11 protein-coding genes and 1 pseudogene are annotated in these 12,709 nt (G+C 69.9%); 4 read left to right on the top strand and 8 right to left on the bottom strand.

Annotation, left to right across the window (positions count from 1 at the left end; all coding sequences use genetic code 11):
- Positions 1-91 precede the first annotated feature (91 nt).
- Positions 92-232: pseudogene (locus BM355_RS10085) on the bottom strand (IS481 family transposase); the annotation flags it as partial.
- 304 nt (positions 233-536) lie between these two features.
- On the opposite strand from BM355_RS10085, the gene BM355_RS10080 reads away from it, so the two are divergent.
- Together BM355_RS10080 and pth are read left to right on the top strand one after the other, a co-directional pair.
- Complete coding sequence (locus BM355_RS10080; protein WP_091698013.1) at positions 537-1,175, top strand: 50S ribosomal protein L25/general stress protein Ctc; 639 nt, start codon at positions 537-539, stop codon at positions 1,173-1,175.
- The gene (gene pth, locus BM355_RS10075) at positions 1,175-1,780 is read left to right on the top strand and encodes an aminoacyl-tRNA hydrolase (protein WP_091698011.1); all 606 of its coding nucleotides are present in this window, start codon (positions 1,175-1,177) and stop codon (positions 1,778-1,780) included. Before BM355_RS10080 ends, pth begins: the two co-directional genes overlap by 1 nt.
- A gap of 78 nt (positions 1,781-1,858) precedes the next feature.
- Here the strand turns inward: pth and BM355_RS10070 are convergent, their stop codons facing one another.
- A complete protein-coding gene (locus BM355_RS10070; protein WP_091698008.1) occupies positions 1,859-2,437 on the bottom strand; it encodes an arsenate reductase/protein-tyrosine-phosphatase family protein in 579 nt (192 codons plus the stop codon).
- 13 nt (positions 2,438-2,450) lie between these two features.
- Positions 2,451-2,945, bottom strand: a complete 495-nt coding sequence (locus tag BM355_RS10065; protein WP_091698006.1) for a DUF2505 domain-containing protein — start codon at positions 2,943-2,945, stop codon at positions 2,451-2,453.
- 188 nt (positions 2,946-3,133) lie between these two features.
- On the opposite strand from BM355_RS10065, the gene BM355_RS10060 reads away from it, so the two are divergent.
- Complete coding sequence (locus BM355_RS10060; RefSeq protein WP_091698004.1) at positions 3,134-4,210, top strand: MauE/DoxX family redox-associated membrane protein; 1,077 nt, start codon at positions 3,134-3,136, stop codon at positions 4,208-4,210.
- Positions 4,207-7,905, top strand: coding sequence for a transcription-repair coupling factor (gene mfd / locus BM355_RS10055; protein WP_091698002.1), 3,699 nt, complete (start codon positions 4,207-4,209; stop codon positions 7,903-7,905). The genes BM355_RS10060 and mfd overlap by 4 nt, the downstream gene beginning before the upstream one ends.
- Before the next feature lie 61 nt (positions 7,906-7,966).
- Here the strand turns inward: mfd and BM355_RS10050 are convergent, their stop codons facing one another.
- The 5 genes from BM355_RS10050 to BM355_RS10030 all read right to left on the bottom strand — a co-directional run bounded on the left by BM355_RS10050 (position 7,967) and on the right by BM355_RS10030 (position 12,699).
- On the bottom strand, positions 7,967-8,950 hold the full coding sequence (locus BM355_RS10050; RefSeq protein WP_091698000.1) for an acyltransferase family protein: 984 nt from the start codon (positions 8,948-8,950) through the stop codon (positions 7,967-7,969).
- Between the two features lie 86 nt (positions 8,951-9,036).
- Complete coding sequence (locus tag BM355_RS10045) at positions 9,037-9,309, bottom strand: hypothetical protein (protein ID WP_091697997.1); 273 nt, start codon at positions 9,307-9,309, stop codon at positions 9,037-9,039.
- A 57-nt stretch (positions 9,310-9,366) separates the two neighbouring features.
- Entirely contained in the window at positions 9,367-10,032 is a 666-nt protein-coding gene (deoC, locus tag BM355_RS10040; protein WP_091697995.1) for a deoxyribose-phosphate aldolase, read from the bottom strand.
- 10 nt (positions 10,033-10,042) lie between these two features.
- Positions 10,043-11,791: a phospho-sugar mutase gene (locus tag BM355_RS10035; protein WP_091697992.1), complete on the bottom strand. Its 1,749-nt coding sequence runs from the start codon at positions 11,789-11,791 to the stop codon at positions 10,043-10,045.
- Positions 11,792-11,838: 47 nt separating this feature from the next.
- A complete protein-coding gene (locus tag BM355_RS10030; protein WP_091697989.1) occupies positions 11,839-12,699 on the bottom strand; it encodes a purine-nucleoside phosphorylase in 861 nt (286 codons plus the stop codon).
- Between the last annotated feature and the right edge of the window lie 10 nt (positions 12,700-12,709).

Here is a 12,709-nt window from a genome sequence, read left to right as displayed (position 1 = left end):
GGTTGACTCGAAGGATCACACGGTGGCCGCGTCCACGTCTGAGACGACGCATCGGGCCACCGAGCGTTACACCACTATGCGGGACTCAACTCCAACGGGCATACCACTTGCCCAGAGTCTGTCGGGCGATGCCAACTTCAGCGGCGACGTGACAGATCGGACGGCCAGCATCAACTCGCTGGCACAGGCGACGACGTCCTTCAGGAGTCAACGGGGCGTTACGGTGGGACATGAGAGCCTTCCCTTCCATTGGTGTTTGCGTCCACATCCACCGATTCAGGGAAGGCTCTCCTACGTCAATCACCCACGCCGACTGTCACCAACCTCCCGAGGCAGAACACCTAGCACTGCAGTGCTATGATGGTCCGCGTTGCCCAGGCGAGGGAGCACACCGCTCCGTGATCGACGAGGCCGCTGACGCTCCACCGTCTCCGTGGGACTCCCATCTGAGGCCGTGTCTGTATCAGCCCTTCTGCCTGGAAAGCCCGCCCACTGCACCCTGCGGACCGGCGGCCCGAGACAGTTCAGGAGGACTCATGAGCGACAAGATCAAGATCCAGGTCACCAAGCGCACCGACTTCGGTAAGGGCGCATCCCGCCAGGCCCGCCGCGACGGCTTCATCCCCGCTGTGGTCTACGGCCACGGTGCCGAGCCCGTGCACCTGCTGATGCCGGCCCAGGAGACCTCCCTGGCCGTCCGCAACCCCAACGCCCTGCTGACCGTGGTCTCCGACGGCGAGGAGCACATGGTGCTGCCCAAGGACATCCAGCGCAACCCGCTGAAGCAGACCGTGGATCACCTCGATCTGATCGAGGTCCGCCGCGGCGAGAAGGTCATTGTGGACGTCACCGTGCACGTGGAGGGCGAGGCCGCTCACGGCGCCGCGTTCAACCTCGAGGAGGCCACCGTACCGGTCGAGGCCGAGGCCACCCACCTGCCCGAGTTCGTCACCATCAACATTGAGGGCCGCGAGGTCGGCGACCACGTCTACGGCAAGGACGTGCAGCTGCCTGCCGGCACCACCCTGCAGCTGGAGGACGACTACGTCATCGCCACCGTCTCCGAGCCGATCGTCCAGGACCTGGGCGAGGAGCCGGAGGCCGAGGAGGGCGCTGAGGCAGAGACCGCTGAGGCAGAGGCCCCTGAGGGCGACGCCGAGAAGTCCGAGGACTGATGACCACGGGTGCGACTTCTGCGAGCTTCTCCACGCCGCAGACGTGGCTGATCGTGGGCCTGGGCAATCCAGGTCCGCAGTATGCACGCACCCGTCACAACATCGGACAGATGGTGGTGGACGAGCTCGCCGGCAGGGTCGGCAGCGGATTCACCGCCCACAAGGCCGGTGCCGCCGTGGCCACCGGGAGGCTCTCTCCCGGTGGCCCACGGGTCGTCCTGGCCAAGCCGGCCACCTACATGAATGTCTCCGGCCGGCCCACCGCGGCACTGGCCGCGTTCTACTCTGTGGACCCGGCGGCCGTCGTGGTGGTCCATGACGAGCTGGACATCCCCTTCGACACCCTCAAGCTCAAGATCGGTGGGGGAGAGGGCGGCCACAACGGACTCAAGTCCATCTCCCAGACCCTGGGCACCAAGGACTACCACCGGGTGCGGGTGGGCGTCGGACGTCCGCCAGGTCGGATGGATGCCGCAGACTACGTGCTGCGCCCGTTCAGCACCGAAGAACGTGAGCTGCTCCCCGTCCACCTGGACCGGGCAGCAGATGCTGTGGAGAAGCTGATCACGGGCGGTCTGACCGCGGCCCAGAACTCCGTGCACTGACACAGGTGCTGCACCAGATGTGAGAGGGCGGCTGCCGGTTTCGGCAGCCGCCCTCTCACATCTCGTCAGATCAACCGCTCAGCCCTGAGAGACGCGCACCAGGAGCTTGGCGATGCTCTCCACAGCGGGGTTCAGCTGCTCCGCCATGACGGGATAGCCGGAGTCTGGCCCCCCGTAGGGGTCGGCCAGGTCCAGGGATCCCGGGCGGGACCGGACCCGTGAACGCATCCGGGCGGCGGTGCGGGCCACAGACCGCAGGTCGCCCTCCACTACGGTGCCCTGCTCGGCCATCAGCTCGGCCAACGCGGCGAACTCCAGGATGGTGAACGTCCGGTTCAGCGCCGCGGGGGTCTCCTGCAGGACGGTCTCCAGATGCTCTTCCGTGGCGGCCAAGATCAGATCCGCCTGCTGAGCCAGACGAGGCTGCAGCTGAGTGGGAGCGTGTGCCTGGAGCGCCTCCAGCACAGTGCCGTCCGCGAGATCCAGGATCTGCTGGGGTGGACGCAGCCGAGGGTTCATGTGCGTCCCGGCACTGGTCACCTCATAGGCACCGGGCACTTGCTGATCCAGAGTCCTGGCCAGCTGGTGCTGACCGAACGCGGACCGGCAGATGTTCCCGGTGCACAGGAACAGGACCTTTCCCGGGGCGGCAGTCATCCGGAGCCCTGCCTCAGCGGCTCAGCCAGGCGGACAGGCCCTGTGCCTGCTTGCCCAGCACCTTGTTGACCATGGGCTCTGCCGCCTGCGCGAGCTTGCCGCCCACCAGGGGGATACGGCAGTTGACCGAGCCCTCCACGGTGATCTGCGTGCCCTCGCCCTGGGCCTCCACCGTCTGCTGGACCTCGGAGCTGACCTTGGCCGTGGGGACGGTCAGGGTGATCTGGGCGGTGCGGGAGCCGTCCTCGGCCGGTGCGGACCAGACCTCCACCTGCTCTACGCGCAGCTTGTCTCCCACGAACTTGCGGGCCATGTCCGGCAGCCGGTTCGCCGGGACCGTGCGGACCATGGTGATGGTCACCGGCCCGTCATCGGTGCCCTGCTTCTCGAAGGCGGCGACCTCCCCGCCCATCTGCTCGGTGATGTGACGGTGGAACAGCTCGTCCAGCAGCGCAGCGCTGACGTCCGCTGCCGGGTGGGCGATGGTGGTGGTCTCATGGAATGCCATGGTCTCTGCCTCCTGAGTGCAGTCGAGGTGTGCGCACAGCCGGTCCGGGGCGTGCGCGGTGTCACTGCCGTCACGGGGACGGCCTGACCCTGAGCCTATATGCTGGAAGGCGGTCCTGGCCCGGGGGAGACCGCACCCGTTCCGCCCTGCCGACCGTCATGTTTTCCAGTCGAGGACGAGGTATCCAGATGCCGGCACTGTGGGCTCTCGCCCTGATCTTCCTGTTGAGCGGAGCGGCCAAGCTGCTGACCCCCGGCAGTGCCCAGGCCGCCTTCGACGGACTCAAGGTCCCTCGCGCGCTGAACACGCCATGGATCGTCCGCTCGTTCCCGTTCGCAGAGATCGTCCTCGCCGTGGCCCTGGTCCTGCCCCTGCCCCTGCTGCAGACCATCGCCGGGGGCGCCGCCGTCGTGATGATGGTGGTGTTCCTGGTCCTGGTGCGCGGAGCCCGCCAGACCGGGGAAGCCTGCCACTGCTTCGGTGCCGCCTCCACCCGGCCGGTCACCACTGCCACGATCGGGCGCAATGTCCTGTTCCTGATCCTGTCCGTGCTGGCCGTCATCGAGGCCGTCCGGCACCTGGTCCTGGACGGGGCACAGACCCCCGGGCTGGCCACCGGAACCTGGGCGGATCTGGCCTGGCTGGTCCTGGTGGCGCTGCTGCTGGCCGGGACCGCGTTGATCATCGGCCGTGAGTCCGCTCCGCAGCCTGCCGAGACGGATCCGTTCCCGGCCCCGGCACCCGCCGCTGCGCCGCAGCCCGTCTTCGCGGAGGGTCAGGCCCTCGCTGGTGAGGTGGTGGAGGAGGAGGTGCCGCGCCACCCGATCCCCAGTACCGCCGTGCACTGGAACCGGCAGTACCACGACCTCGCCGTGCTCGCTCACGGCCAGGCCATGCTCGTCTTCCGACTGAGCCCTGGGTGTGGCAGCTGCGCCTCCATCATTGAGCAGCTGCGTGGCTGGGGCGAAGCCATCGGCCCCATCGCCCTGCGCATCATGGTCCCCGTCGGCGCGCCTGAACAGGGCATCCACGGTTTCGATGAGTTCCCCCAGCAGATGATCATGCGCGACCCGGGCGGGGCCACCGTGACCGCGTTGGGACTGTCCGGCTATCCCACGGCCGTCCTGCTCGGCACGGACGACCTGACCGCCGGCGGCCCCGCCCACGGATACGACGATGTCATGGCCCTGGTCAATGAGGTGCGTGAGGTCTTCAGCGACCAGCGCACCCTTGCCGCCACCACTCCTGAAGGAACCTCTGCGTGAGCACTGCCGCCCCCCGTCCCCTCTCCGGGCTGTTCCCCGTCCTGCTGCAGGACCGGGCCGTCAGTGCTGCCGCGACCTCCGCGGCACGGTCCGGTGCCGACCGCACCCCGGACCTGGAGATCAGCCTTCCCGACGGCGCCCGGCCGGCCATGACAGCTCTGCTCGCCGGAGCGTGCCGAGGGGAAGACGGTCCGGACTCCTCCGCCGGGGCAGCCGGGCGGGGCCTGGAACGGCCCTCCGTGCTGCTGCTGGTCACCGCCACCGCGCGCGAAGCCGATGACCTGGCCGCTGAGCTGGGCTGCTGGATGGACCCGGACACCGTGGCCCACCTGCCCTCCTGGGAGACCCTGCCGCATGAGCGGCTCTCACCCCGCTCGGACACCGTGGGTGCCCGCCTGGCCGTGCTGCGCCGACTGGTCCACCCCGGTGCCGACGGGAAGCCGCCGCTGGCCGTGGTGACGGCCCCCATCCGTTCGGTGCTGCAGCCGCTGGTGCAGGGACTGGGAGACCTGGAGCCGGTGCACCTGCGCGTGGACGAGGACCGCGACTTCGACGAGGTGGTCCAGGCCCTGGCCGACGCCGCCTACTCCCGGGTGGACATGGTCTCCCGGCGCGGTGAGTACGCCGTGCGCGGCGGCCTGCTGGACGTCTTCCCGCCCACCGAGGACCACCCGCTGCGCATCGAGTTCTTCGGGGACACCGTGGAGCAGATGCGCTACTTCTCCGTGGCGGACCAGCGCTCCCTGCAGGACACCACCGAGGACGGCAGCGGCCACCCGCAGGCCCTCTACGCGCCGCCGTGCCGGGAGCTGCTGCTGACCGAGTCCGTCCAGCGCCGGGCCCAGGAGCTGCAGTCCTCCATGCCCGGCGCCGTGGACATGTTGGAGAAGATCGCCGAGGGGATCGCCGTGGAGGGCATGGAGTCCCTGGCTCCGGTCCTGGCCGACGGCATGGTCCCGCTGGTGGACCTGCTGCCGGAGGGTTCGCTCACCGTGCTGGTGGAGCCGGAGAAGATCCGGCACCGTGCCGATGACCTTCTGGCCACCAACGAGGAGTTCCTCACCGCCGCCTGGGCCACCGCTGGCCAGGGTGGCGCTGCCCCCGTGGACATGGCCCAGGTGTTCGGCGAGGGGCAGTCCGGGGCCGGCGGCTTCGCCACCCTGGCCGAGACCCGCAACCAGTCGCTGGCCCGGCACCAGGGCTGGTGGCAGATGACCTCTCTGGGAGCGGACACCGAGCTGCTGGCCGACGCCTCCAGCCTGCGCACCGCCCTGCGTGAACCTCAGGGCTTCTCCGCGGACGTGGAGGCGATGATCGCCCATGTCTCCCAGCGCACCTCCGAAGGCTGGCAGTGCGTGGTGGTCACCGACGGTCCTGGTCCGGCCCGGCGTCTGGCCGAGCTGTTCGGGGAGGCCGGCATCACCGCCGTCAGTGTGGACCGGGTCTCCGAGGAGCCCGCTCCCGGTCAGGTGGTCATCACCACCGCGGTGGCCGGCCATGGCTTCGCCGCTCCGGAGACCAAGGTCGCCCTGCTCACCGAACAGGATCTGTTCGGACGTCACCGCACTGCGGCCAGCCGGGCAGGGACTCGCACCCTGGCACGCAAGCGGCGCAACGCCGTCGACCCTCTCTCCCTCACCGAGGGGGACTACGTGGTCCACTCCCAGCACGGCATCGCCAAGTTCGTGGAGCTGCAGCGGCGCAAGGTGGCCGGTGCGGCTGGCGGTGCCGCCGCCGACTCCTACCGGGAGTACCTGGTCCTGGAGTACGCCCCGTCCAAGCGCGGAGCCCCGGGGGACCGGCTGTTCGTCCCCACCGACCAGCTGGACCAGATCTCCCGCTACGTGGGCGGGGAGACCCCCAGCCTGTCCAAGATGGGCGGCTCGGACTGGTCCAACACCAAGTCCAAGGCCAAGCGCGCCACCAAGCAGATCGCCGGGGAGCTGATCCGGCTCTACTCCGCGCGGATGGCCTCCCGGGGACACTCCTTCGCCCCGGACACCCCGTGGCAGCGGGAGCTGGAGGAGTCCTTCCCGTTCATCGAGACCCCGGACCAGCTCACCACCGTCAACGAGGTCAAGAAGGACATGGAGGCCACCGTCCCCATGGACCGGCTGGTCTCCGGCGACGTCGGCTTCGGCAAGACCGAGGTGGCCGTGCGGGCCGCGTTCAAAGCGGTGCAGGACGGGAAACAGGTGGCCGTGCTGGTGCCCACCACCCTGCTGGCCCGGCAGCACCACGAGACCTTCACCGAGCGGTTTGCCGGATTCCCGGTGCAGGTCGCGGCGCTCTCCCGGTTCCAGTCCGCCAAGGAGTCCAAGGAGATCATGGCCGGGATGGCCGACGGCTCCGTGGACGTGGTGATCGGCACCCACCGGCTGCTCTCCCAGGGGGTGCAGTTCAAGGACCTGGGCCTGGTGGTGATCGACGAGGAGCAGCGCTTCGGCGTGGAGCACAAGGAGGCGCTCAAGAAGCTGCGCACCAACGTGGATGTGCTGGCCATGTCCGCCACGCCCATCCCGCGCACCCTGGAGATGTCCCTGACCGGCATCCGCGAGACCTCCACCCTGGCCACCGCGCCGGAGGAGCGCCACCCGGTGCTGACCTACGTGGGGCCGAACACGGACCAGCAGGTCACCGCCGCGATCCTCCGTGAGCTGATGCGCGAGGGGCAGGTGTTCTTCGTGCACAACCGCGTCTCCTCGATCGACAAGGTCGCCGCGCACCTCCGCGAACTCGTGCCGGAGGCCCGGGTGGAGGTGGCCCACGGCAAGATGGGCGAGTCCCGCCTGGAACAGATCATGGTGGACTTCTGGGAGAAGCGGTTCGATGTGCTGGTCTCCACCACCATCATCGAGACCGGACTGGACATCGCCAACGCGAACACCCTGATCATCGACCGCGCCGACGCCTACGGGCTGAGCCAGCTGCACCAGCTGCGCGGCCGGGTGGGACGTGGCCGTGAGCGCGCCTACGCGTACTTCCTGTACAGCCCGGAGAAGGCGCTGAGCGAGACCGCCCTGGAGCGCCTCAAGGCCGTAGCGGCTCACAACGAGCTCGGCTCGGGCATGCAGCTGGCCATGAAGGACCTGGAGATCCGCGGTGCCGGCAACCTGCTGGGCGGCGAGCAGTCCGGGCACATCGCCGGGGTGGGCTTCGACCTCTATCTGCGCATGGTGGGTGAGGCCGTGGCCGACTTCAAGGGTGAGGCGGACTCCGGTCCGGCCGAGGTCAAGGTGGAGCTGCCGGTCAACGCCCACCTGCCCCACGACTACGTGCCGGGGGAGCGGCTGCGTCTGGAGGCCTACCGCAACCTGGCCCAGGCCTCGGACGACGCCGCCGTGGACGCCGTGGTGGAGGAGCTGCAGGACCGCTACGGCGCCCTGCCCGAGCCCGCTCTGTCCCTGGTGGCGGTGGCCCGGTTCCGCAATGTGGCCCGCGCCGCCGGTGTCACCGAGGTGATGCTGATGGGACCGGCCATCAAGTTCGCCCCCGCCGCCGATCTTCCCGAGTCCCGCGTGATGCGCCTGCAGCGGATGTACAAGGGTGCCCAGGTCAAGCCGGCCCTGAACGCCGTGCTCATCCCGCGCCCCAAGACCGCACCCGTGGGCGGCAAGGACCTCACCGATCTGCCCCTGCTGGAGTGGGCAGCCCAGGTGGTCCGTGCCATCTACAGCGAGGACCCCACAGCCTGAGCAGCCTGGGCGGGCAGATGGGCCTGCACTTCCCGACGACGGACGGTCGCCTCCCGCGCGATCAGGCGGGGGCGCTGGGCTGACGGCCGCGCCAGCGGTCCATCCAGCGGGGCTCGGGCACGCCGGCCAGCCACGGGGCCAACGGGCTGAACACGATCACCAGACCCACAGCCCAGCTGGTGAGCAGGGTGATCCAGAACTTGTGGTCGTCCTCCAGGATGCCCTGGTGGACCAGGGTCTCCAGCAGCCAGCCGTGGAAGAGGACCACCACGGTGCCCGTGCGGACCAGCGGGGTCACCAGTGCGGCCACGGGGCGGGTGACACGGTCCACCACGGTGCTGAACAGCAGCACCATGCCGGCGGCCATCAGCGCGCCGACGAGAGGCGAGAGCAGGAACAGGCCGAACCCGGAGAACTTGATGTTCATCGGCTCCAGGCCCAGCCACACCGCACCCAGTCCGGCGGCCACCACCAGGGCGCCGATCAGTGCCCGGAACCGAGGGATCCGTGGCTGGATGCGGGTACGGAACAGCTCCCCGCACAGCACGAAGAACAGACACGGCAGGGCCAGGCCGATGCCCAGGGGAGTGCGGCCCAGCAGTGAGTCCGGCAGCTCGGCCAGTCCCAGTCCCGCCAGGGCCACCACCCAGCCCACCCAGTCCGGGAACCGCTCCAGGAACCGGCGCAGCACGGTCACGAAGAACAGCACCGAGATGAACCAGAACGCCCACCACGGCGGGGGCTGGTCCGCACCGCCGTACCAGCCGGCCTGCAGCAGACCGGTCAGCTCCTCAGGGGCGTCCAGGGTCCAGAACCAGGCGGCCACGCTCATCAGCACGGCCCACAGCAGATAGGGGATGCCCAGCGTGGTCCATCGGTACCGGACCTCAAAGGCGAAGGTGCGTCCCGAGGTCCAGAAGTAGCCGGTCAGGAAGAAGAACAGCGGCATCCGCCAGATCTCCAGGAACTGGGTTCCCTCGATCCTGGGTCCGTAGGCGTGGCCCAGGACCACGGCGGCGATGGAGAACACACGAAGGACGTCCACGCCGGTGTTGCGTAACCGGGGTGGACGTCCTGTGTGCTGAAGCTGTGCTTCGGGGGTGGGGATGGTGGCTCCGTGGTCCCCGAGGGTCAGTGGCTGTGGTGCTGCACAGCGGTGTGACGGGCATGGATGCGCTCCTCGTCCACGCTGTCACCCCGGCCCAGGATCTCCTTGGGGATGATGAAGGCCACCACGGCCAGCACCATGGCGATCACGCCCGGGATCCACACGGACTCCAGGGACCAGAAGCCCATGGCGTACAGGGAGGCGACGAACGCGATGAAGCTGACAGCCCAGGCGATCAGGTTGCCCCAGAAGGCACCCTCTCCGGAGTGGTTCTTGACTCTGCCGTTCTCGATCATGGGGACTCCTCAGGCCTGTGACAGGTGGTGCGACGAAAAGCTGATGACGCGGATGACTTACTCGGTACCCAGGATAGCAAGGGCCGAGCTGGCGCCGATGCGCGTGGCGCCGGCCTCGATCATGGCCAGGGCGTCCTGACGGGAGCGGACCCCGCCGGAGGCCTTGACCCCCAGGTCCGGGCCGACCACGCGGCGCATCAGGGCGATGTCCTCCACGGTGGCGCCCCCGGTGGAGAAGCCGGTGGAGGTCTTGACGAAGTCCGCGCCGGCGGTCACTGAGGCGCGGCAGGCCAGCTCCTTGGCGGCCTCGTCCAGCAGGCAGGTCTCGATGATGACCTTCAGGATGGCCCCGCCCTCATGGACGGCGGCGGCCACGGCGCCGATGTCCTCGACCAGCGCGTCCTCGTCACCCTCCAGGGCGGCGGCGATGTCGATCACCATGTCGATCTCGTCCGCGCCGTCCGCCACGGCACCGCGGGCCTCGAACACCTTGGACTCGGTGGTGGTGGCGCCCAGCGGGAAGCCGACCACCGAGCAGGTCAGCACACCGGTGTCCTTCAGGGCGGTGTGCACGGTGGAGACCCACACGGGGTTCACGCACACGCTCATCACCTGAGCCTGGGCGGCCTCGCGGCACAGGGCGAGGATGTCCTCACGGCGTGCCTGGGGCTTGAGCAGGGTGTGGTCGATGTACTTGGCCAGCTCGGCGGTGCTCAGATCCATGTCAGAGAGCCTACCGGCCCAGTGCCAGGTCCACGTCCGCGGTCACCCGGTCCAGCACCTGCTGTGCCTGCACTCGAGCCTCGGCCACCCGGGAGGCGTCCTCCACGGGCAGCACGGTCTCCAGGTAGCACTTGAGCTTGGGCTCGGTGCCGGAGGGGCGGATGATCACCCGGGAGTCGCCCTCGGTCAGGTACAGCACCCCGTCCGTGGGCGGCAGACCTCGGTGCCCCTCGGCCAGATCCGCCGACTCGATCACCCGCTGACCGCCCAGCGAGGACGGCGGTGCCTGGCGCAGACGGGACATCATGGCGTCCAGCAGGGACAGGTCCGCCACCCGGATGGACAGCTGCCCGGTGGCGTACAGTCCGTGCTGCACAGCCAGGGAGTCCAACAGGTCCAGCAGGCTCCGGCCCTGGGACTTCAGGGTGGCGGCCAGCTCGGCGGCCACCAGGGCGGCGGTCACCCCGTCCTTGTCCCGCACGTTCGCCGGGTCCACGCAGTAGCCCAGGGCCTCCTCGTAGCCGAAGCCCAGCCCCGGGACCCGCGAGATCCACTTGAATCCGGTCAGCGTGGTCTGGTGCTCCACGCCGGCTGCCTGCGCCATCCGGCTCAGCTGCCGCGAGGACACCACGGAGTTGGCCGCGGCGGCTCCGGACTGCTGGAGCCGCTGCATCAGATGATGGCCCAGCAGCACCCCGGTCTCATCCCCGCGCAGCATCCGCCAGGACCCGTCCCGCTCCTGCACGGCCAGCGCGCAGCGGTCGGCATCAGGGTCATGGGCGATCACCAGGTCGGCACCTTCGCGCTCAGCGGTGGCCAGGGCCAAGTCCATGGCCCCGGGCTCCTCCGGGTTGGGGAAGGTGACGGTGGGGAAGGCCGGATCCGGCTCGGCCTGCTCCGTCACCGCCGTGGGTGCGCCGAATCCGGCCAGCTGCAGCAGATCCGGGAACACCGCGCCGCCCAAGCCGTGCAGCGGGGTGAAGACGATCCGCAGGTCCCGGTGCGCGGTGTGCTCGGGATCCAGCACGCCCAGCGCCGCCTGACGGTAGGCCTCCAGCAGCTCATCCCCGGCCACCGACCAGCCCTCGGCGGCCAGCGGGATGGAGTCCACCGTGGCCTCATGGTCGATTCGCGCCGCGATCTCCCGGTCCGCCGGGGCCACGATCTGGGCGCCCCGCCCGTGCTCGTCCGTGGCGCGGCCGCCCAGATAGACCTTGTAGCCGTTGTCCTCCGGTGGGTTGTGGCTGGCGGTGACCATCACTCCGGCCTCCGCCTCCAGATGACGCACCGCGAAGGCCAGCACCGGCGTGGGCAGGGGACCGGGCAGCAGGATGGTCTCCAGTCCCGCCGCGGTGAACACGGCGGCAGAGTCCAGCGCGAACCCCCGGGACCCACGGCGGGCGTCATACCCGACGACGACACGCGGCCTGGGTGCACCGTCAGCGGAGGGCACCTGGTCCACCAGGTAGCGGGCCAGCCCAGCGGCGGTGCGGCGCACCACCACGCGGTTCATCCGGGCCGGGCCCGGCCCTTCGGCGGCACGCAGCCCGGCGGTGCCGAAGGCCAGGGGACCGGAGAACCGGCTGGCCAGCGTTCGAGCGGCGGTGGCGTCTCCGGCCCGTGCCGCCGCGATCTCGGCCTCCAGGGTGGCCCGGTCGGCCTCGTCCGGATCCTGGCGGGCCCAGGCCTCGGCCTGCTCCAGGAGAAGGAGGAGGCCGTCGTCGGGAAGCTCTGACGGGGGGGCAGGTGTGGTGGTCACCGTTCGGTCCTTTCCGTGGAAGAGGAGTGCTGGGCTCAGAGACGGACTCAGAGCTTCTCGATGATGCCGGCCAGCAGGGCCGAGATGCGCGGTCCGGCCGCCTGACCTGCCTCCACGACCTCCTCGTGGGAGAGCGGATCGCCGCTGATGCCGGCGGCGGCGTTGGTCACCAGGGAGATGCCGAAGACCTCCAGTCCGGCGTGGCGGGCGGCGATGGCGTCCAGCGCGGTGGACATGCCCACCAGGTCACCGCCGATGGTGCGGGCGTAGTTGACCTCGGCGGGGGTCTCGTACTGCGGGCCGGAGAACTGGACGTAGACGCCCTCCGGCAGCTCCGGGTCCACCTCACGGGCGATCTGGCGGATGCGCGGGGAGTAGAGGTCGGTCAGGTCCACGAAGGTGGCGCCGGACAGGGGAGTGGCGCCGGTGAGGTTGATGTGGTCGGCCACCAGGACCGGAGTGCCCGGGGCCCAGTCCGGGTTCAGGCCGCCGCAGCCGTTGGTCAGCACCACGATCTCGGCCCCGGCCGCCGCTGCGGTGCGCACGGTGTGGGCCACGGCCTGGGCGTCGCGGTGCTCGTAGAAGTGGGTGCGCGAGCCGAAGACCAGGGCCTGAGAGCCGTCCTTGAGGCGGACCGAGCGCACCGTGGGGTTGTGCCCCGGGACCGAGGGAGCGGCGAAGCCCGGCAGCTCGGCGGTGGGCACGGTGGCAGTCGTCTCGCCGATCAGCTCGGCGGCACCGCCCCAGCCCGAGCCCAGGACCACGGCGATCCGGTGGCGGTCCACACCCGTGGCCTGCGCGAGCGCGGCGGCGGCCTGGCGGGCCTGCTCGAAACCGGGGTGGTCGCCCTGCAGGGCGGAGGCGGTGGAGGGGCTGGAGGTCTGGTTCGTCTCAGTCACGGGCGTCATCCTACCGGCG

The sequence above is a fragment of the Micrococcus terreus genome (genome assembly GCF_900116905.1).
GTDB classification, from domain to species: domain Bacteria; phylum Actinomycetota; class Actinomycetes; order Actinomycetales; family Micrococcaceae; genus Citricoccus; species Citricoccus terreus.
This window is presented reverse-complemented; position numbering and strand designations above follow the sequence as displayed.

What these genes read in the sequence shown, in the direction of transcription:
- BM355_RS10080 (WP_091698013.1), top strand. Translation starts at nt 537, where the DNA reads ATGAGCGACAAGATCAAGATCCAGGTCACCAAGCGCACCGACTTCGGT.
- pth (WP_091698011.1), top strand. Translation starts at nt 1,175, where the DNA reads ATGACCACGGGTGCGACTTCTGCGAGCTTCTCCACGCCGCAGACGTGG.
- BM355_RS10070 (WP_091698008.1), bottom strand. Translation starts at nt 2,437, where the DNA reads ATGACTGCCGCCCCGGGAAAGGTCCTGTTCCTGTGCACCGGGAACATC.
- BM355_RS10065 (WP_091698006.1), bottom strand. Translation starts at nt 2,945, where the DNA reads ATGGCATTCCATGAGACCACCACCATCGCCCACCCGGCAGCGGACGTC.
- BM355_RS10060 (WP_091698004.1), top strand. Translation starts at nt 3,134, where the DNA reads ATGCCGGCACTGTGGGCTCTCGCCCTGATCTTCCTGTTGAGCGGAGCG.
- BM355_RS10045 (WP_091697997.1), bottom strand. Translation starts at nt 9,309, where the DNA reads ATGATCGAGAACGGCAGAGTCAAGAACCACTCCGGAGAGGGTGCCTTC.
- deoC (WP_091697995.1), bottom strand. Translation starts at nt 10,032, where the DNA reads ATGGATCTGAGCACCGCCGAGCTGGCCAAGTACATCGACCACACCCTG.
- BM355_RS10030 (WP_091697989.1), bottom strand. Translation starts at nt 12,699, where the DNA reads ATGACGCCCGTGACTGAGACGAACCAGACCTCCAGCCCCTCCACCGCC.